Source organism: Streptomyces noursei ATCC 11455, from assembly GCF_001704275.1.
Classification (GTDB): Bacteria; Actinomycetota; Actinomycetes; order Streptomycetales; family Streptomycetaceae; genus Streptomyces; species Streptomyces noursei.
Genome location: NZ_CP011533.1, coordinates 4176705 through 4195655, shown reverse-complemented (window position 1 = coordinate 4195655; position 18951 = coordinate 4176705). Strand labels below are relative to the sequence as shown.

17 protein-coding genes are annotated in these 18951 nt (G+C 73.7%); 10 read left to right on the top strand and 7 right to left on the bottom strand.

The annotated features are described in order from the left end of the window. Nucleotides 1-181 precede the first annotated feature (181 nt). The gene (gene mshD, locus SNOUR_RS17475; RefSeq protein ID WP_099055703.1) at nucleotides 182-1099 is read left to right on the top strand and encodes a mycothiol synthase; all 918 of its coding nucleotides are present in this window, start codon (nucleotides 182-184) and stop codon (nucleotides 1097-1099) included. Nucleotides 1100-1151: 52 nt separating this feature from the next. On the opposite strand, the gene SNOUR_RS17470 is transcribed toward mshD, so the two are convergent. Then, the gene (locus tag SNOUR_RS17470; RefSeq protein WP_079142741.1) at nucleotides 1152-1787 is read right to left on the bottom strand and encodes a GNAT family N-acetyltransferase; all 636 of its coding nucleotides are present in this window, start codon (nucleotides 1785-1787) and stop codon (nucleotides 1152-1154) included. 318 nt (nucleotides 1788-2105) lie between these two features. Between SNOUR_RS17470 and SNOUR_RS17465 the strand changes: the two genes are divergently transcribed. From SNOUR_RS17465 to SNOUR_RS17450, 4 genes are all read left to right on the top strand, one after another. Next, nucleotides 2106-4403, top strand: a complete 2298-nt coding sequence (locus tag SNOUR_RS17465; RefSeq protein ID WP_067348098.1) for an RNA degradosome polyphosphate kinase — start codon at nucleotides 2106-2108, stop codon at nucleotides 4401-4403. 133 nt (nucleotides 4404-4536) lie between these two features. Continuing rightward, a complete protein-coding gene (locus tag SNOUR_RS17460) occupies nucleotides 4537-5781 on the top strand; it encodes a CHAD domain-containing protein (protein ID WP_376738590.1) in 1245 nt (414 codons plus the stop codon). Nucleotides 5782-5799: 18 nt separating this feature from the next. Further along, nucleotides 5800-6285 (top strand): NUDIX hydrolase, encoded by a 486-nt coding sequence (locus SNOUR_RS17455; RefSeq protein ID WP_079142740.1) that lies wholly within the window; start codon nucleotides 5800-5802, stop codon nucleotides 6283-6285. A 48-nt stretch (nucleotides 6286-6333) separates the two neighbouring features. Then, nucleotides 6334-7212 carry a helix-turn-helix transcriptional regulator gene (locus SNOUR_RS17450; RefSeq protein ID WP_067348096.1) on the top strand — a complete coding sequence of 293 codons (879 nt, stop codon included), beginning with the start codon at nucleotides 6334-6336 and terminating at the stop codon, nucleotides 7210-7212. A gap of 5 nt (nucleotides 7213-7217) precedes the next feature. On the opposite strand, the gene SNOUR_RS17445 is transcribed toward SNOUR_RS17450, so the two are convergent. Then, complete coding sequence (locus tag SNOUR_RS17445) at nucleotides 7218-8081, bottom strand: class I SAM-dependent methyltransferase (protein WP_067348094.1); 864 nt, start codon at nucleotides 8079-8081, stop codon at nucleotides 7218-7220. A 220-nt stretch (nucleotides 8082-8301) separates the two neighbouring features. On the opposite strand from SNOUR_RS17445, the gene mshA reads away from it, so the two are divergent. Together mshA and SNOUR_RS17435 are read left to right on the top strand one after the other, a co-directional pair. After that, a complete protein-coding gene (gene mshA, locus SNOUR_RS17440; RefSeq protein WP_376738523.1) occupies nucleotides 8302-9708 on the top strand; it encodes a D-inositol-3-phosphate glycosyltransferase in 1407 nt (468 codons plus the stop codon). Then, entirely contained in the window at nucleotides 9701-10234 is a 534-nt protein-coding gene (locus tag SNOUR_RS17435) for a type III secretion system chaperone family protein (RefSeq protein WP_067348085.1), read from the top strand. The genes mshA and SNOUR_RS17435 overlap by 8 nt, the downstream gene beginning before the upstream one ends. A gap of 18 nt (nucleotides 10235-10252) precedes the next feature. On the opposite strand, the gene SNOUR_RS17430 is transcribed toward SNOUR_RS17435, so the two are convergent. From SNOUR_RS17430 to SNOUR_RS17420, 3 genes are all read right to left on the bottom strand, one after another. After that, a complete protein-coding gene (locus SNOUR_RS17430) occupies nucleotides 10253-11563 on the bottom strand; it encodes an alpha/beta hydrolase family protein (RefSeq protein WP_067348083.1) in 1311 nt (436 codons plus the stop codon). Nucleotides 11564-11784: 221 nt separating this feature from the next. Next, a complete protein-coding gene (locus SNOUR_RS17425) occupies nucleotides 11785-12051 on the bottom strand; it encodes a hypothetical protein (RefSeq protein ID WP_376738522.1) in 267 nt (88 codons plus the stop codon). Between the two features lie 141 nt (nucleotides 12052-12192). Beyond that, nucleotides 12193-13587 (bottom strand): MDR family MFS transporter, encoded by a 1395-nt coding sequence (locus SNOUR_RS17420; protein WP_067348080.1) that lies wholly within the window; start codon nucleotides 13585-13587, stop codon nucleotides 12193-12195. A 243-nt stretch (nucleotides 13588-13830) separates the two neighbouring features. Here SNOUR_RS17420 and SNOUR_RS17415 point away from each other — a divergent pair, with 243 nt between their 5' ends. After that, the gene (locus SNOUR_RS17415; RefSeq protein ID WP_067348075.1) at nucleotides 13831-14592 is read left to right on the top strand and encodes a phosphoglyceromutase; all 762 of its coding nucleotides are present in this window, start codon (nucleotides 13831-13833) and stop codon (nucleotides 14590-14592) included. A 317-nt stretch (nucleotides 14593-14909) separates the two neighbouring features. Here the strand turns inward: SNOUR_RS17415 and phoU are convergent, their stop codons facing one another. Next, nucleotides 14910-15587 (bottom strand): phosphate signaling complex protein PhoU, encoded by a 678-nt coding sequence (gene phoU / locus SNOUR_RS17410; RefSeq protein WP_067348073.1) that lies wholly within the window; start codon nucleotides 15585-15587, stop codon nucleotides 14910-14912. A 358-nt stretch (nucleotides 15588-15945) separates the two neighbouring features. Here phoU and phoR point away from each other — a divergent pair, with 358 nt between their 5' ends. Next, on the top strand, nucleotides 15946-17214 hold the full coding sequence (gene phoR, locus SNOUR_RS17405) for a two-component system sensor histidine kinase PhoR (protein WP_067348071.1): 1269 nt from the start codon (nucleotides 15946-15948) through the stop codon (nucleotides 17212-17214). A gap of 5 nt (nucleotides 17215-17219) precedes the next feature. Beyond that, on the top strand, nucleotides 17220-17891 hold the full coding sequence (phoP, locus tag SNOUR_RS17400; protein WP_466869767.1) for a two-component system response regulator PhoP: 672 nt from the start codon (nucleotides 17220-17222) through the stop codon (nucleotides 17889-17891). A 79-nt stretch (nucleotides 17892-17970) separates the two neighbouring features. Here phoP and SNOUR_RS17395 read toward each other — a convergent pair whose 3' ends face one another. After that, a complete protein-coding gene (locus SNOUR_RS17395) occupies nucleotides 17971-18570 on the bottom strand; it encodes a copper chaperone PCu(A)C domain-containing protein (RefSeq protein ID WP_067348069.1) in 600 nt (199 codons plus the stop codon). Between the last annotated feature and the right edge of the window lie 381 nt (nucleotides 18571-18951).

The following is an 18951-nucleotide window of genomic DNA, read 5'->3' as shown; positions in this document are numbered from 1 at the left end:
CCCTCCATGGATGGTGCTGAGCGGACGGCAGCATATTGTCGACGCGCGTAGAGGTACAGGGGGTGCGGTTTACGGCTCGGTGACCCTGCGGTGGCGATGCGGAACGCGGCGGCGCCCGCGACACCCGCGTGACGCCGCGGCAGCGTCGTACGCTTCAGGCATGACTGACGCTGCACAGGAGATGGGTCGGACCGGTCGCAGGATCCAGGTGGTCGACGAGCTCGCGCCGGAAGGGGCCGCGGCCGTCCTTGAGCTGATCGAACGGGCCGCGCGGACGGACGGGCAACCGGCCGTGTCCGAGCAGGGGCGGCTCCAGCTGCGGGGCGGTCGGCGCGAGGGCGTGCGGCATCTGATGGTGTACGCGCCCGGCGAGAGCGGTGAGGAGCTGGTCGGGTACGGGCAGCTGGAGGACACCGACCCGGTGGAGGCGCCGGCCGCCGAGCTGGTCGTCCACCCGGGGTACCGCGGTCGCGGCCACGGCCGGGCGCTCGGCGGCGAGCTGCTCGTCCAGTCCGGGCGCCGGCTGCGGGTGTGGGCGCACGGCGGGCACCCGGCCGCCCGGCACCTGGCGCAGACCCTGGGGCTGACGATGTTCCGCGAGCTGCGGCAGATGCGGCGGTCGCTGGCGGACCTGGACCTGCCGGAGCCGGTGCTCCCCGACGGGGTGACGGTGCGGACCTTCCAGCCGGAGACCGACGACGCGGCCTGGCTGGAGGTCAACGCGGCGGCCTTCGCGCACCACCCCGAGCAGGGCTCGCTGACCCAGCGCGACCTCGACGACCGTAAGGGCGAGCCGTGGTTCGACCCCAAGGGCTTCTTCCTCGCGGAGCGGGAGGGCTCGCTGGTCGGCTTCCACTGGACGAAGGTGCACGCCGAGGAGGGCCTGGGCGAGGTGTACGTCCTCGGGGTGCAGCCGGGCGCGCAGGGCGGCGGCCTGGGCAAGGCGCTGACCGCGATCGGGCTGCGGCACCTGGCGGCGCAGGGGCTGGCGACCGCGATGCTCTACGTGGACGCGGACAACGTGGCCGCGGTGACGGTCTATGAGCGGCTGGGGTTCGTCACCCACGAGACCGACCTGATGTACCGGTCGGAGACGTGACCGGTGCGGTGCGGGGCGGGCACCTGGGCCCGCCCCGCACCCGCCGTCACGGTCAGGGGGACTCCGAGGGGCGCTCCCGCCCGGCGCGCCACTCGCGCGCCAGCATCGCGTAGACCACCTCGTCGCTCCACTCGCCGTCCAGGAACTCGTTCTCCCGCAGATGGCCCTCGCGGCGCATGCCCAGGCGCTCCAGCAGTGCGGCGGAGGCGGTGTTGCGACCGTCCAACTCGGCCTGGATGCGGTGCAGTCCGAGCTGCTCGAAGCCCAGCTCCAGCAGGGCGCGGGCGGCCTCGGTGGCGTAGCCCCGACCGGCGTGCTCGGGGTTGAAGACATAGCCGATGCCGCCCTGGCGGTGCCGGCGGCTGGTGTAGAAGAAGGTGACGTCGCCGACCAGGGTGCCGGTCTCATGGACGACGACGGCGAGCTGGAGGTAGTCGCCGGACTCGCGCAGCGTGGTGCGGGTCGTCTTGTCGGCGACGGAGGCGCGGGAGGCGGCCTCGTCGTGCGGGCCCCAGTAGAGGTAACGGCAGACCTCGGGGCGACGCTGGTAGGCGTAGACGGCGTCGAAGTCGTCGTGGCGTACGGGGCGGAGGTCCAGGCGCTCGGTCCGCAGTGGGTAGGCGGGGGTGAACGGGAGCGGCGGCAGCGGGGGGAGCGGCGGTATGGGCGGTGTGGAAGGTCTGAGCACGCGCTCAGCCTAGGGAGCGGGGGCGGGCCGCGCAGCGGACTTTCCGGATACCGGCGGCGGTGCCGGTCCGGCTTCCGGTGCTTCGCCCGGATTGGCGGGTGTGAAGATCGCCGGCGGGCGGGTGACCGGAAATCACCTCGGAGTGGTTTCCCGCTTCCCTGGCCGCCATGTTCGCGTTACCGGCCATTCAATATCGCTTGCAAGCATCACTGAATGCAGCCCGCTGTGCCGAACGTCCCGAAACCGCGGCCGGAGATCGCGATCGCGCCGTCTCCTCCTGACGCGCCTGGAAGCGCCCGAGCGCGGAAGAATAAGGACATGACCCAGCAGCGCAGCGCTCAGGCCCCGGCCCAGCCTGAGATGCCGTCCCAGGAATCGCCGAGGGTGGCAGACTCCTCGGTGCAGCAGCCCTCGGTGCAGCCGTCGGTGGGCTCGATCGCCGCGCACCGCCCGAACGCCGTTCGTCGCGCCATCTCCGGGCTGGAGCCCGACCTGGACGCCGATCCGGATGCCTACGACGACCACGGCGTCCCGGGTGCGAACGGCGAGGAGCTGCCCAGCGGGCGTTTCCTGGACCGGGAGCGCAGCTGGCTGGCGTTCAACGAGCGGGTGCTGGAGCTGGCCGAGGACCCGGCCACCCCGCTGCTCGAACGGGCGAACTTCCTTGCGATTTTCGCCAGCAATCTGGACGAGTTCTTCATGGTCCGGGTCGCCGGCCTCAAGCGGCGGATCGCGACCGGGGTCGCCACCCGCTCCGCCTCCGGGCTCCAGCCCCGCGAGGTGCTGGAGCAGATCTGGACGCGCTCCCGGGAGCTGATGGCGCGGCACGCCGCCTGCTTCCAGCAGGACATCGCCCCGGAACTCGCTGACCAGGGCATTCACCTGATCCGCTGGCCCGAACTGACCGAGAAGGAGCAGGCCCGGCTGTTCACGCTGTTCCGGCAGCAGATCTTCCCGGTGCTCACGCCGCTGGCGGTGGACCCGGCGCACCCCTTCCCGTACATCTCCGGGCTGTCGCTGAACCTCGCCGTGGTCGTCCGCAACCCGGTCAGCGGGCATGATCACTTTGCGAGAGTGAAGGTTCCGCCGCTGCTCTCCCGCTTCCTGGAAGCCTCCCCGCAGCGCTACGTCCCCATCGAGGACGTGATCGCCGCCCACCTGGAGGAGCTGTTCCCGGGGATGGAGGTGCGGGCGCACCACATGTTCCGGGTGACCCGCAACGAGGACCTGGAGGTGGAGGAGGACGACGCCGAGAACCTCCTCCAGGCCCTGGAGAAGGAGCTGATGCGGCGGCGCTTCGGGCCGCCCGTCCGCCTGGAGGTCGAGGAGTCCATCGACCCGGCCGTGCTGGACCTGCTGGTCCAGGAGCTGAAGGTCTCCGAGTCCGAGGTCTACCCGCTGCCCGGCCCGCTCGACCTGACCGGCCTGTTCGGCATAGGGGCACTGGACCGCCCGGAGCTGAAGTACCCCAAGTTCGTGGCGGGCACCCACCGCGACCTGGCGGAGGTGGAGTCGGCGTCCGCGCCCGACGTCTTCGCCGCGCTGCGCGCCCGCGACGTCCTGCTGCACCACCCCTACGACTCGTTCTCCACCTCCGTGCAGGCGTTCCTGGAGCAGGCCGCGGCCGACCCGAACGTGCTCGCCATCAAGCAGACCCTCTACCGCACCTCCGACCACTCCCCGATCGTGGACGCCCTGATAGACGCCGCGGAGTCCGGCAAACAGGTGCTGGTCCTGGTCGAGATCAAGGCGCGCTTCGACGAGCAGGCCAACATCAAGTGGGCCCGCAAGCTGGAGGAGGCCGGCTGCCACGTCGTCTACGGCCTGGTCGGGCTGAAGACGCACTGCAAGCTGTCCCTGGTGGTCCGCCAGGAGGGCGAGACCCTGCGCCGGTACTCCCACGTGGGGACCGGCAACTACCACCCCAAGACGGCCAGGTTGTACGAGGACCTGGGGCTGCTGACCGCGGACCCCCAGGTGGGAGCCGACCTCTCCGACCTCTTCAACCGGCTCAGCGGCTACTCCCGGCGGGAGACCTACCGCCGGCTGCTGGTGGCGCCCACCTCGCTGCGCGACGGGCTGATCCAGCGGATCAACAAGGAGGCCGCGCACCACCGGGCGGGCCGCCCCGCCTATGTCCGCATCAAGGTCAACTCGATGGTCGACGAGGCGGTCATCGACGCGCTCTACCGGGCCTCGCAGGCCGGTGTGCCGGTCGACATCTGGGTGCGCGGCATCTGCGCGCTGCGCCCCGGGGTCGCCGGGCTGAGCGAGACCATCCGTGTCCGCAGCGTGCTGGGTCGCTTCCTGGAGCACTCCCGGGTCTTCGCCTTCGGCAACGGCGGCGAGCCCGAGGTGTGGCTGGGCAGCGCCGACATGATGCACCGCAACCTCGACCGGCGGATCGAGGCGCTGGTACGGGTCACCGACCCGGCCCACCGGGCGGCCCTCAACCGGCTGCTGGAGACCGGTACTTCGGACTCCACCTCGTCCTGGCACCTGGGCCCGGACGGCAACTGGACCCGGCACGCGGTGGACGCGGACGGCACCCCGCTGCGGAACGTACAGGAAATGCTCATCGACGCCCGGAGGCGCCGGCGTGGCCCAGCGACATGACCAGCCGGCCGGGGGGCCGTGGCCCGGTCACCTCGGTACCGGCTCGGGGAGCGGAATGGTCAGCGGAATCGGATACGAGCCCGGCCGCGCGCCGGGGGCCCGTGCGGCAGTAGTGGACGGGCCGGGGGACGGTGTGTACGGGGACGGGATGTACGGGGAGGCGCTGCACGGGGCGGACGGCGGTCCGTTCGGGGCGGTGGGGGGTTACGGCGCCGGGGCGCCGTACGGGCTGGCCGAAGGGCCGGTCCACGGCGGCGGGGTGGAACTCGCCGGACGGACGGCCGAGGAGGTGCTGGCCGGCTATCTGCACCGGCAGTCCGCGGAGTTCCTGCGCAGTCTGCGGCTCCATCGGGAGGCCGGCCCGGACGCGGCGGGCGCGGGCGAGGCGGCCCGGCAACTGCGCCGCGCCGCCCGCCGGATCAGCGCCACGCTGCACACCTTCCGGCCGCTGACCGAGGAGATCTGGGCCGACCAACTCCGCGCCGAACTTGGCTGGTTGAGCGGCACGCTGGCCCGGGAGCAGGCGTGCACGGCGCGCCGCGACCGGCTGATGGCGGCGTTGCAGCGGCTGACCGGGCGGGGCGAGCGGACCGAGCGGGCGGCGGAGCGCGGCGGCCGGGGCGGACGGGGCGCCCGGAGCGCCCGGGAGGCCCGCCCGGCCGCGTCCGTCGCGCCGGGTGCAAGCACCGGCTCCACTGGAGCGGTTTACGCCGCGCCCCCTGCCGCCACCGTGCCGGCCGCCGCCACCGAGCCGGGCGCCGAGAGCGCGCTCGCCGCCGGTGCGGCCCGCGCCGGTGCCCTGCTCGACCGGCAGCTCACCCTCGCCCGTACGCGGGCGCACTCCGCCGCCCTCCAGGCGCTCGGCTCGTCCCGCTTCCACGCCGTCGCGGACGCGCTCGCGGTGCTGGCCTCCGAGGCGCCGCTGGCCCGCCGGGCCGGTGAGGTGTCCGCAGCGGAGGCGCTGCCGCCGCTCGCCGAACAGGCGCACCGACGGCTCGCCGAGGCGGTCGCCACCCTGCCGCTGGCCCGCGCCGGCCACCCGTACAACGCCGCCGCGCTCGCCGTGGACCCGCACCAGGACGTGCCCTGGCACCAGGTGCGGCTGCTGGTCCGGCTGAGCCACTACGGCCAGGAGGTGGTCGCCCCGGACGCGATCGACTCCCGGCTGACCGAGTCCGGCCGGGCCCTGGAGCACCACCGGGACGCCGCCGAGGCCGCCGCCGCTGCCGCCGCCGCGGCCCGTACGCCGCGGATCGCGCCGGCCACCGCCTACGCACTGGGCGTGCTCCACGCCGACCAGCGCCACGAGGTCGAGGCGGCCCGCTACGCCTTCGGCCGGGTGTGGCTGCCGGGCCCGTCCGTCGAGCGCACCGGCTGAAGCGGGGCGAGGGGAGCGATGGCCAGGACGGCGGGCCGCAAGGACGGCGGGGCGGCCGGTGACCGGCCGCCGGCCGGGCCGATCCGGGCGGCGGGCTGTGTGCTGTGGCGCCGTGCGCCCGGCGGCGACGGGATACGGCTGGCACTGGTGCACCGGCCCAAGTGGGGCGACTGGTCGCACCCGAAGGGCAAGCTGAAGCCGCGCGAGGACCCGCGGCGGGGCGCGCTGCGCGAGGTGCTGGAGGAGACCGGGGCGACCTGCGAGATCGGCCCGGAACTCCCCACCGTCCGCTATCTCGTCGGCGGTCGCCCCAAGGAGGTGCGCTACTGGGCGGCCGAGGCCACCGGCGGCGGGTTCATCCCCAACAAGGAGGTGGACCGGATGCTGTGGCTGCCGCCGGACGTGGCCCGCGACCTGCTCACCCGGGACCGCGACAAGGAACTGGTGGCGGCCCTGCTCAGCGCGCTGCACGCGACCGGCCGGGTGCCGGACGAGGACGGCTGAGCGACACCACGGAATTTCTCGTTCCGCCCCTCGGCGCATACTGGAGTGATGCTGCACGGGGAAATCGAGATCAGCGCCTTCCTCAAGGCGCGCCGTGCCGCGCTCGATCCGGCCGAGGTCGGCCTGCCCGACGGGTTCGGCCGCCGCCGGGTGCGCGGGCTGCGGCGCGAGGAGGTCGCCCAGCTCGCCGGGATCAGCGTGGACTACTACACCCGGATCGAACAGGGCCGGGCGCCCGCGGTCTCCGACTCCGTCCTGGACGCCGTCGCGCGGGCGCTGCGGCTGTCGGACGGCGAGGTGGCGTATCTGCGGAACGTCGCGGTGCCGCGCCGCCGGCCGGCCGAGGGGGCCGGCGACTGCTGCCCGCCGCTGCCGGCGCAGACCGTCCGCCCGGAGATCCGGCGACTGCTGGCGGCGATGGCCCCGACCGTCGGCGCCGTGGTGCTGGGCCGCGGTCTGGACATCCTGGCCTGGAACACCACCGGCGGCCGGCTCTCCTGGGACATCGAGACGCTGGCCCCCGAGCGGCGGAACACCGCACTGCTGGTCTTCCTCGAACCGGCCTCGCGGGAGCGGTACCCGGACTGGGAGAACAAGGCCGAGGAGGTCGTCGGCAATCTGCGCGCCGAGAGCGGCCGGCACCCGGACGACCCGCGGATCTGCGAGGTGGTCCACGAACTCCTCGACCGCAGCCCGGAGTTCCGGCGGCTGTGGGCGGCGCAGGGGGTGCGCGAGTGCCTGCGCGGCACCAAGCGGGTGCGGCACCCGGCGGTCGGCGAGCTGACCGTCACCTTCGAGAGCTTCCGGCTGCCCGTGGACCCGGAGCAGGTGCTGGTGACGTACACCGCGCCGGCCGGCTCGGTCTCCGAGGACCGGTTGCGCGAGCTGGCGGCGGGCACGGCCGTCCCGGCCGGGAGCAGACCCTAAAGTCCCTACCCGTCGGACAGGCCCCGGCGCGGGGCCAGCGCCTCCCACCGCACCGTGACCTCGCCCTGGCGCCGCCGGCGGGGGTCCCCGGCCAGCGGCCAGTCCGCGGCCAGCGAGGCGACGGCGGCGCGCCACCGCTGGCGGGCGCCCAGCGCGCCGAGCGGGGCGGCGCTCGCCCAGGCCCGGTCGAAGTCGCGCAGGAAGGCATGCACCGGCTCGCCCGGGACATTGCGGTGGATCAGCGCCTTGGGAAGACGTTCGGCCAGGTCGGAGGGGGTGTCGAGGGAGCCGAGCCGGGTCGCGAAGGTGACCGTGCGGGGGCCCTCGGGACCCAGCGCGACCCAGACGTGGCGCCGCCCGATCTCGTCACAGGTGCCCTCCACCAGCAGCCCGCCGGGCGCCAGCCGGGCGCACAGCCGCGCCCAGACGGCGGCGACCTCGTCCTCGTCGTACTGGCGCAGCACGTTCGCGGCCCGGATGAGGACCGGGGCGCGGCCGGGCCCGCCGGGCAGCGGCACCTCGAAGCCGCCGTGGACGAAGTCCAGCCCGGCGCGGGCGTACGGCAGGGCGGCGGCCACCCGGGCCGGGTCTATCTCGATGCCGACGACCCGGGCGTCCGGCCGCACCGTGCGCAGCCGCCCGAGCAGCTCCAGCGCGGTCCACGGGGCGGCGCCGTAGCCGAGGTCGACGGCGACCGGGTCGGCGGTGCGGCGCAGCTCCGCGCCGTGCTCGGCGGCGATCCAGCGGTCCATGCGGCGCAGCCGGTTGGGGTTGGTGGTGCCGCGGGTGGCGTTTCCGACCGGCCGGGACGGCGCGGGGGCCGGGGCGGCGGCGGTGCGGGAGGCGGAAACGGGGGAGCGGCGGGCCATGCATCGAGGGTATGGGGTCCCGGCGGGAGGGCCGCTCGGGAGCCCTGACCTGGGCCGCTCTGCGGGGCGCGGGCATGCTTTGGCAGAGTACGAAGGGAAGTACACGGACCACCACGAACAAATTTCGAAGACGTCGGGCCGGACGGAAATGGATGGCGGTCCGGTGTTGTTGGAGGGGGGCGGAGGCGCACCGCCCGCCTCGCCTAGGAGGTAGCTCGCAGTGAGCCAATACGTGTCCAGGCTCCGCAGCCGGCATGGGGGTCCCCCGGGGCCGTCCAGGCAGTTCGCGGGCCCGTCGCGGCTGCGCCTGCCCGGAGCCCGCCGCCCCCGCCGGGTGGCGATGCTCAGCGTGCACACCTCCCCGCTCCACCAGCCCGGCACCGGCGACGCCGGCGGGATGAACGTCTACATCGTCGAGCTGGCCCGCAAGCTCGCCGTGCTCGGCATCGAGGTGGAGATCTTCACCCGGGCCACCACCGCGGCCCTGCCGCCCGCCGTCGAGCTGGTCCCCGGCGTGCTGGTCCGGCACGTCGCCGCGGGCCCGTACGAGGGGCTGGCCAAGGAGGAGCTGCCGGCCCAGCTGTGCGCTTTCACGCACGGCGTGATGCAGGCGTGGGCCGGCCACGGCCCCGGCTACTACGACCTGGTGCACTCCCACTACTGGCTCTCCGGCCACGTCGGCTGGCTCGCCGCGGACCGCTGGCGGGTCCCCCTGGTGCACGCCATGCACACCATGGCCAAGGTCAAGAACGCCGCGCTGGCCGACGGCGACACCCCCGAGCCGGCCGCCCGGGTGATCGGCGAGACCCAGATCGTCGGGGCCGCCGACCGCCTGATAGCCAACACCGCCGAGGAGGCGGACGAGCTGGTCCGGCACTACGACGCCGACCCCGGCAAGGTCGCGGTGGTCCACCCCGGCGTCAACCTCGACCGCTTCCGGCCGCTGACGGACGGCGGCGGGGGCAGCGCCGGCAGCGTAGCGGCCAGCCGGGCCGCCGCCCGGGCCCGCCTGGGGCTGCCGCAGGACGCGGTCATCCCGCTCTTCGCCGGTCGGATACAGCCGCTGAAGGCCCCCGACATCCTGCTGCGCGCCACCGCCGCGCTGGTCGACGCGGACCCGTCGCTGCGCTCCCGGCTGGTCGTCCCGGTGGTCGGCGGGCCCAGCGGCAGCGGCCTGGCCAAGCCCGAGGGCCTGCAGAAGCTGGCCGCCCGGCTGGGCATCGCCGATCTGGTCCGGTTCCACCCGCCGGTCGGCCAGGAGCAGCTCGCCGACTGGTACCGCGCCGCGTCCGTGCTGGTCATGCCCTCGTACAGCGAATCGTTCGGGCTGGTGGCGATCGAGGCCCAGGCGTGCGGCACCCCGGTCGTCGCGGCGGCGGTCGGCGGCCTGCCGGTGGCCGTGCGGGACGGCGTCAGTGGCTTCCTGGTCGCCGGCCACGACCCGGCCGACTACGCCCGCGCGCTGCGCCGTTTCGTCGACGACGCCTCGCTGGCCGCCCGGATGGGCGGCGCCGCGGCCCGGCACGCCCAGTCCTTCGGCTGGGACACCGCAGCCGGGGCGACCGCGGACGTCTACACCGCGGCGATGCAGGAGCGCCGCCGTCACCTACGATCACTGCATGGGTGAGGAACGGCGGCCCGCCGAGGGCGAACGGCAGGCGACGGACGCCGGTGCGGTCATCGAGCGCACCCTGAAGGACGCGGACCTCGACTGGGAGTCGCCGGCCGCCGGCAACTACGTCGTCAAGCTGCCCGGCACCCGCAAGCTGTCCACGACCTGCTCGCTGGTGGTCGGCCGCCACTCGCTCTCCGTCAACGCCTTCGTCGTCCGCCGGCCGGACGAGAACCACGAGGCCGTCCACCGCTGGCTGCTCGAGCGCAACACCCGCCTCTACGGCGTCAGTTACGCGATCGACAAGCTCGGCGACATCTACCTCGTCGGCAAGCTCCCGCTGGTCGCCGTCACCCCCGCCGAGCTGGACCGGATCCTCGGCACCGTCCTGGAGAACGCCGACGGCAGTTTCAACACCCTGCTGGAGATGGGCTTCGCCTCGGCGATCCGCAAGGAGTACGCCTGGCGGGTGGCGCGCGGCGAGTCCACCCGCAACCTGGCCGCGTTCGAGCGGCTGACGCGGGGCGACGAGCAGGAGTAGCCGCCCGGCGGTGGCGGCTCACGGTACGAACCGCACCTCCGGGTGGCGCGCGGACGGCCCGTCCAGCAGGTCCCCCCGGTCCCGGCCGCGCAGCCAACGGTCGAAGAACGCGGTGACGTAGGCCCGCTCGGCGGCGACCGCGCGCTCCGGCCGGACCGTCCCGATCATCTCCGTGACGTCCTTGCGGGACAGCCCCAACTGCCGGGCGACCTGCGGGATCAGCGCCTCGGCGTCGGTGAAGGAGGCGTGCCGGCCGCCCCGCAGCGTCAGGTCCCGCAGCCAGGTTCCGCGCGCCGCGCCGTGCCGCCACACCGCGTCCCAGGACGCGACCGAGTGGTGATCGTCCCCGGCCATGCCCATCAGCAGCAGCGGGCGGTCCACCCCGTCCCGTCCCACGGTGGACGGATGGGACGGATCGTCGTCGCGCTGGGTGTAGCCCATCACCCCGTCCATGTTCACCGCGGCCCTGATCCGCCGGTCGTCGTGCATCGTCTGCGCGGCGGTGAAGCCGCCCGCCGACTGCCCGAACATCCCCACCGCGGTCAGGTCCAGCACGCCGCGCAGTCCGGGCGGCAGCACCGTGTCCCGCCCCGTCCGGGCCAGCGCGTCGAGGACGAACCGGGTGTCGGCGACCCGCACCGCACCGACCTTCTCCAGCAGCTCGGTGATCCGCCCGGTTCGCTGTGCCGTCGCCAGCTCCGCCCGCATCACGCTGTGCGCCAGCCGGCCGTCCGGGAACTGCACGGCGGGCGCCTCGTAGGTGTGGTCGACGGTCACCACCGCGTAGCCGCGGGAGGCCAGTTCGTCGCAGAGCGTGCTGCCGAGCGCGCGGGGGTCGCCGGCGCCGGGGGAGTAGAGGACCACCGGCAGCCGGCGCCCGGCCGGCCGGGCCGCCGGGGCGCCCTGGTGCGCGTGGGTGAGGGTGGCGCCCCAGGCCACCTTTCCCGCCGGGACGTGGTCGGCGAAGTTGTTCAGCCCGTCGAACCCGGCCGCCTCGGCCCGCGTCATCTGCGGCGCCCGCGGGAACCGCCCGGCGTCCCGGGTGGCCGGGTAGCGCACGCTCACCATCAGCTCCCGGTGCCGCCGCGCCGCGACCCAGGGATCCGAGCGGTGACGGTCCGTCAGATGCAGGGCGGTGGTGCCGACGGGATACCGCCCGGTGGGCGCCGGGAGCGTCAGTGCCGGCGCGCCGGCCGACGCCCGCGCGGCCCCCGCCCCGCTCGCCCTCCCCGGCTCCGCCCCCGGCGCCCCGGCCGCCGCCGCGACCGCCACCGCGATCGCCGTCAGTGCCCCGATGCCCGCGGCCCCCCGCCGCACCCTGCTGCCCATCGCCGCTCCCCGTGGCTCGGTCCTCGGGCGCGGTGTGCGCCCGACGCGCGGCTCACCGCCCGTACGCAGCACGATTCCCGGTCGGCGCGCCCCGATCGACCGTGCCGGCACCCGTCTTCGGGGTGTGGCCACCACGAAGAGCCGCGCCCGCCGCGCGGTCCGGCGGGCCCCGCGGCCACCTCGCCCGGCCGCGCGGTCCTCCGGGGTGAACGCCGTCGCGGTCATCGCCGGCCCCGCGTCCCGCGGGCGGCGCCCGCCGTCTCCGGGAGCGCGCGCCGGACCAGCGGCTCGCCGGTGGCGTCCGCGTACGCCCGCCGCTCGCGGACCTCGCGGGCCTCGCGGAGCGTGCGCGGGCGGTAGCCGGGCCCCTCGCCGCAGCAGCCCGTGGTGGGGAAGCGGACTCCCGCGGTCAGCAGGACGTCGAGCACCCGCCGGCCCTCGGCGTCGCGGCGCGGCGGCGCGGCGAACGCCGACCCCACATGGATCAACTGCCGCGCGCACCGCGGACGGTGCCGCGGACGGCCGCCCGCACGGGCCTCGGGGGGCGGCTGTTTGCAGGAGGCCCGGCAGGGGAGGCAGACGAAGCACGACTTCCGAGGCGGCATGCGGGGAGGCCAGCGCGCGCCGTCCTACGAGCTCGACGGGATTTCCGCCCGCCCGGTCCCGGTCCGCTCGTCGGCGGGCGGCGTCGCGTCGGCGGGGTCCTGGCCGGCGGGTTCCGCCCGGTTGCCGGCGACGGTGGCCGTGCCGCCGGACGGTGCCGGCTTCCCCGGCAGCCGGCGCAGCAGCAGCCCGTACCCCAGCGCCGCCACCGTGCCGACGGCCGCGCAGCCGGCCCAGAGCGCGTCGGGGCCGTAGCGGTCGATGACCGTGCCGCCGAGCAACGGGGCGGCCAGCGAGGCGACGGACCAGGACAGCGCGTACATGCCCTGGTAGCGACCGCGGCCGTGGAGCGGCGACAGGCGGATCACCAGCCCCATCTGGGTGGGCGAGTTGATGATCTCGCCGAGGGTCCAGACCGCGACCGCGACCGCGTACAGGGCGACCGAGCCGGCCAGCGCCGTCATCCCGAAGCCGTAGCCGGCGAGCAGCGCCGAGCCGATGAGCAGCACGGCCGGGCTGCGGTGCTCGATGAAGCGGGTGACCGGGATCTGGAGCAGCACGATCAGCACCCCGTTCACCGCGATGACCAGCCCGAAGTCGGCGCTGGAGAAGCCGGCCCGGCCCATCGACACCGGCATCGAGACGTACGCCTGCTGGAACAGCAGCGCCAGCAGGAGGTTCAGCCCGACGACGGTCATGAAGCGGCCGTCGCGCAGCACGGTCAGCATCGAGACCCGCTCGGCGCCGGCGGCCGACGCCCCGGTGGACGCCGCGTCGTCCGCCGTCCCGCCCGGCTCCGGCCGGGACTCCGGCAGCTTGAAGAACACCACCAGCGCGCAGGCCAGCACCAGCGTGGCCTCGCCCAGGAAGAGGGCCAGATAGCCGTGTTCGGCGATGAGTCCGGCGGCGGTGGAGGAGAAGGCGAAGCCGAGGTTGATCGCCCAGTAGTTCAGGGAGAACGCGCGGACGCGGTCCTCCGGGGCGACGATGTCGGCCATCATCGCCTGCACGGCGGGGCGCGAGGCGTTGGTCGCCATGCCGACCAGGCCGGCCACCACCGCGATCGCCACCGGGTCGGTCATGAAGCCCAGCAGCGCCACCGTCACCGCCGTGGACACCTGCCCGATCAGCATCGTCGGCCGCCGCCCGAGCCGGTCGGTGAGCACCCCGGCGCCCACCGACGAGACCACCCCGCCCAGCCCGTACAGCGCCCCGACCAGGCCCGCGTACGAGGCCGAGTAGCCGCGCTCCACGGTGAGGTAGAGGGCCAGGAACGTGGCGACGAACGCCCCCAGCCGGTTGACCAGCGTGCTGGTCCAGAGCCACCAGAACTGCGGGGGCAGACCGGAGACGCTCTCCACGGCGGCCCGCCGTATCCGGGACGGGCCCCGCCCCCGGGGCTCACTGATAGGCGCGGACATGACATTTCCCCCTCGGATGCCGGCCCGCACCCGCACGGGCGGGTAACCGCGACGGCCGGACGGCGTGCGACGACGTTCGATGCAGTAAGTGGCGAAAGCGCCAAGCGCACACTACAAACCGACGGGTCGGCCAGCCACTCGTTTGACGGGAAACGTCAAACGTCAACGACCCCGCCGCCCCCGGATCCGCGCAGGTGACGGCCGCACGCGGGGTCACCCCCGACGTCGATTACGCTCGACGGCATGGCCACCGCACCGTACAAGCTGATCCTGCTCCGCCACGGCGAGAGCGAGTGGAACGCGAAGAACCTGTTCACCGGCTGGGTGGACGTCAACCTCAACGAGAAGGGCGAGAAGGAGGCGGTCCGCGGCGGAGAGCTGCTCAAGGAAGCCGGCCTGCTCCCCGACGTCGTCCACACCTCCCTCCAGAAGCGCGCGATCCGCACCGCGCAGCTGTCCCTGGAGGCCGCCGACCGCCACTGGATCCCGGTCCACCGCAGCTGGCGCCTGAACGAGCGGCACTACGGCGCCCTCCAGGGCAAGGACAAGGCGCAGACCCTGGCCGAGTTCGGCGAGGAGCAGTTCATGCTCTGGCGCCGTTCGTACGACACCCCGCCGCCCCCGCTGGCCGACGGCACCGAGTTCTCCCAGAGCGGCGACGCGCGCTACGCGTCGATCCCGCCGGAGCTCCGCCCGAAGACGGAGTGCCTGAAGGACGTCGTCACCCGCATGCTCCCGTACTGGTACGACGGCATCGTCCCGGACCTGCTGGCCGGCCGCACGGTCCTCGTCGCCGCGCACGGCAACAGCCTGCGCGCCCTGGTCAAGCACCTCGACCAGATCTCCGACGCGGACATCGCCGGCCTGAACATCCCCACCGGCATCCCGCTCTCCTACGAGCTCGACGCCGACTTCCGCCCGCTCACCCCCGGCGGCACCTACCTCGACCCGGAGGCCGCCAAGGCCGCCATCGAGGCCGTGAAGAACCAGGGCAAGAAGAAGTAAGCCCGCACGCACAAGCCCCCTGCCTGCGGTTTCGCCGCAGGCAGGGGGCTTGCTTCCGTGCTGTCGGTGGCTGCCGCTCGTCAGCAGCTGCCGCCGCATTGGCACGGGCCGCCGGACTGGCAGCCGCAGCCACAGCCCGGTCCGCAGCTGCATCCGCTCAGGAGCGGGAGCAGCGGCCGGCCGGCGGCCGGCGGCTCGTTCGGGGACGCGGGGATGGGGGAGTCCGCCATGAGTGCCATGTATTCGCCTCCTAGGGGTCACCTGGTGCTTATTGCAAGCCCGGGTGCACAGGCGCGTCAACGGCGCGTGGGCGCACGTTACGCGCCCTCCACCCCCGTCGACGAGGCGATCTCGTCGGCGTGTTCGCCGGTCACGAGGTAGACGACCCGCTTGGCCACGGACACCGCGTGGTCCGCGAAACGCTCGTAATAGCGGCCCAGCAGGGTCACGTCCACGGCCGTCTCGATGCCGTGCTTCCAGCGGTCGTCCATCAGGTGCTGGAAGAGCGTGCGGTGGAGCAGGTCCATCGCGTCGTCGTCCTGCTCCAGCTGGAGCGCGAGGTCGACGTCCTTGGTGATGATGACCTCGCCGGCCTTGGCCATCAGGCGCTGCGCCAGCTGCCCCATCTCCAGGATGGTGGCGTGCAGATCGCGCGGCACCGCCCGCTCCGGGAAGCGCAGCCGGGCCAGCTTGGCGACGTGCTGGGCCAGGTCGCCGGAGCGCTCCAGGTCGGCGCTCATCCGGAGCGAGGTGACGACGATCCGCAGGTCGGTGGCGACCGGCTGCTGGCGGGCGAGCAGGGCGATGGCCCGCGCCTCCAGGTCGCGGTGGAGGTCGTCGACCTTCTCGTCGGCGGCGATGACGTTCTCAGCCAGCTTCAGGTCCGCGTCGAGTATCGCCGTGGTGGCGCGCCCGATCGCGGAGCCGACGAGCCGGGCCATCTCGACCAGGCCCTCGCTGATCGAGTCCAGCTCCTCGTGGTACGCGTCCCGCATCAGTGACCTTCTCTCGCTTCGAGGATTCCGAGTGCTCCCGGGGGATTCCGGGGGGCGTTGCGTGGTGATGAATGGGAGGTGGCCGTGGCGCCTACGCTCCCACGGACCGGGCGCCGGGAGGTCCCCGCACCCTCAATGTGCGGCCGGATCGCGACGTACGGGACCACCCGGGGTGAACCACCACCGACCTGAAGGTGAACTCTGGGAGACGCCGCCGCAGCCGCGAGGGCGCCCGGCCGGCCCGGCCGTCGCGGTGAGTGAACCGTCACCGACGCCTCGGTGAACTCTGGGCGAAGGGTGGCCGAGCAGCACCTCCGACCGCTGGGGGAGTGTCGGAATCGGCACATACTCTGGATTCATGAACGTGGACGCGGCCGTCGCCGCGATGGCAGCGATCGCTGGGCTCTGCACCGGCGTCTTCGCCATGCTGGCGTTCCGCTGGAGTGAGCGGGATCAGGCCAAGCCCACCCGTACGTCCCTGCACACCGAGGCGGTCCTGCCGCCCGGTGTCGACACCGTCCTGTCGGTGCTGCGCTCCTCCGCCGTCGTCCTCGACGAGGCCGACACGGTGGTCAAGGCGAGCTCCGCCGCGTACGCCCTCGGGCTGGTCCGCGGCGGTCGGCTCGCCGTCGAACCGATGCTCCAGATGGCCCGCGACACCCGTCGCGACGGGGAGATACGCCAGGTGGAACTGGACCTTCCGCGCCGCGGCACCGGCCGCGGGGACGCCCTCGCGGTCTCCGCCCGGGTCGCCCCGCTCGGCTCCCGGCTGGTCCTGCTGCTGGTCGAGGACCTGACGGAGGCCCGCCGCATCGAGGCGGTCCGCCGGGACTTCGTGGCCAACGTCAGCCATGAGCTCAAGACCCCCGTCGGCGCCCTCTCGCTCCTCTCCGAGGCCGTGATGGACGCCAGCGACGACCCGGAGGCGGTCACCCGCTTCGCCGGCCGGATGCAGAACGAGGCCACCCGCCTGACCAACCTCGTCCAGGAGCTCATCGACCTCTCCCGGGTGCAGAACGACGACCCGCTGGAGGACTCCGAGCCCGTGCCGGTCGACGAACTGGTCGCCGAGGCCGTCGACCGCTGCCGCCAGCAGGCCGGCACCAAGCAGATCACCATCGCCGCCGGCGGCACCGCCGACCTCACCGTCTGGGGGAACCGCGGTCAGCTCGCCGCCGCCCTGGGCAACCTCGTCGAGAACGCCGTCAACTACTCCCCGGCGCGCACCCGCGTCGGGATCGCCGGCCGCCGGGTCTCCGTACCGGGCGGCGACCTGATCGAGATCGCGGTGACCGACCAGGGCATCGGGATATCCGAAAAGGACCGGGACCGCATCTTCGAGCGGTTCTATCGCGTGGACCCGGCGCGCTCGCGCGCCACCGGCGGGACCGGCCTCGGACTCGCCATCGTCAAACACGTGGCCGCCTCGCACGGCGGGGAGGTCACGGTGTGGAGCGCTGAGGGACAGGGCTCCACCTTCACCTTGCGTCTCCCGGAAGCCGGGGCCGTCCGCGACCGCGAGCGGCCCTCGGACCTCACCGCGGAGGGCCTCGACGACGAGGACCGCCCGTACGAGACCTTCAACGATCCGCTCCCAGCTCACCCAGCCCCGGAGGTCCTTCCGTGACCCGAGTGCTTGTCGTCGAGGACGAGGAATCGTTCAGCGACGCACTGTCGTACATGCTTCGCAAGGAGGGCTTCGAGGTCGCCGTGGCGGCCACCGGGCCCGACGGCCTGGACGAGTTCGAGCGCAACGGCGCCGACCTCGTCCTGCTGGACCTGATGCTGCCGGGCCTGCCCGGCACCGAGGTCTGCCGCCAGCTGCGCGGCCGCTCCAACGTCCCCGTCATCATGGTGACCGCCAAGGACAGCGAGATCGACAAGGTCGTCGGTCTCGAAATAGGGGCCGACGACTACGTCACCAAGCCCTTCTCCTCCCGGGAACTGGTCGCCCGGATCCGCGCCGTGCTGCGCCGCCGCGGCGAGCCGGAGGAGGTCGCCCCGCAGGCCCTGGAGGCCGGCCCGGTCCGGATGGACGTGGACCGCCACGTCGTCACGGTCTCCGGCGGCAAGGTGGACCTGCCGCTCAAGGAGTTCGACCTGCTGGAGATGCTGCTGCGCAACGCCGGCCGGGTGCTGACCCGGATGCAGCTGATCGACCGCGTCTGGGGTGCCGACTATGTGGGCGACACCAAGACCCTCGACGTCCATGTGAAGCGGCTGCGCGCCAAGATCGAGCCCGACCCGGGCGCCCCGCGCTATCTGGTGACGGTCCGCGGCCTGGGCTACAAGTTCGAGCCGTAGGCCGCCGCCCGCGAGCGATGTGCGTGAAGGGGCGCCCCTCCCGACCGGAGGGGCGCCCCTTCACCTGTTGCTGCGGGCCTCAGTGGCCGGCGTGCGCCGACTCCGAGGGCGAGGCGGAGGTCGACGGGGAGGCCGACTCCGAGGGCTTGCCGCTCGCGGAGGTGGACGGCTGCGGCGTCACCGACGGGCCGTAGTTCTCGAAGATGTTCTTCGCCGGGACGACGAAGGCGTTCAGCGTCACCTTGCCGGTCGAGCTGAAGGTGAAGGTCAGCGGCTGGGCGTTGCCGTCCTGGACGGCCTCCCGGCCGCTCGCCAGGACGGCGCTGGGGTTGCCCTGGCCGCCGATCACGACGGAGCCGCCGGCCGGCACGTTGATCTTGGCGGACGACAGCTTGGCGGACTGGCCCGTGCCGTCGACCGAGATCCCGGTCAGCTGCTGGTCCTTGTCGCCGGAGTTGAACAGCGTCGCGGTGATCGCGGCCGGCCCCTTGGCCTTGGGGTCGGGCTGGGTGACGACGTTGGCGTTCTGGACCTTGATCGTGCCGACGCTGGTCTCGGCGTTGTCCGGCTTGACCCCCAGCGTCTGGGCGTCGTTCCCGGCGCCGCACGCGGAGAGCGTGGCGATCGAGAGCGAGAGGACGGTGGCGGCGAGGACGCCGCGTCGAAGGCTGCGGCTCACGGCGGCGGCATCTCCTTGACGAGCTACGGCGGCCGAACGTTCGTGCCCGGTCGCGGATGGACGGCTGTGGGCGGACTCGCGTACGCGTCATGGCGACGCGCACGTAAAGCCGCCCTAAGGGTTGGTCAGCGCCGCTAGGTTACCGAGCCGTCCTCGCGGTGCCGCACCCGACCCGCCTCCTGCGCGATCACGCACCCGGCGCCCGGCCCGGCCGGCCCGCGACGGGGGTGCCGGCCGGACGGTCCGAACGTCCCCCCCGGACGGGATTTCCGGAAGTCGATCTCGGGCGGATCTCGGTGGCGATCTCCGGAGAACTGGGAGGCATATTCCGGTGCGCGGCCGTTCGAGTGGCGGCCGTGGTGTTTCCCCCGGTGAAAAGCG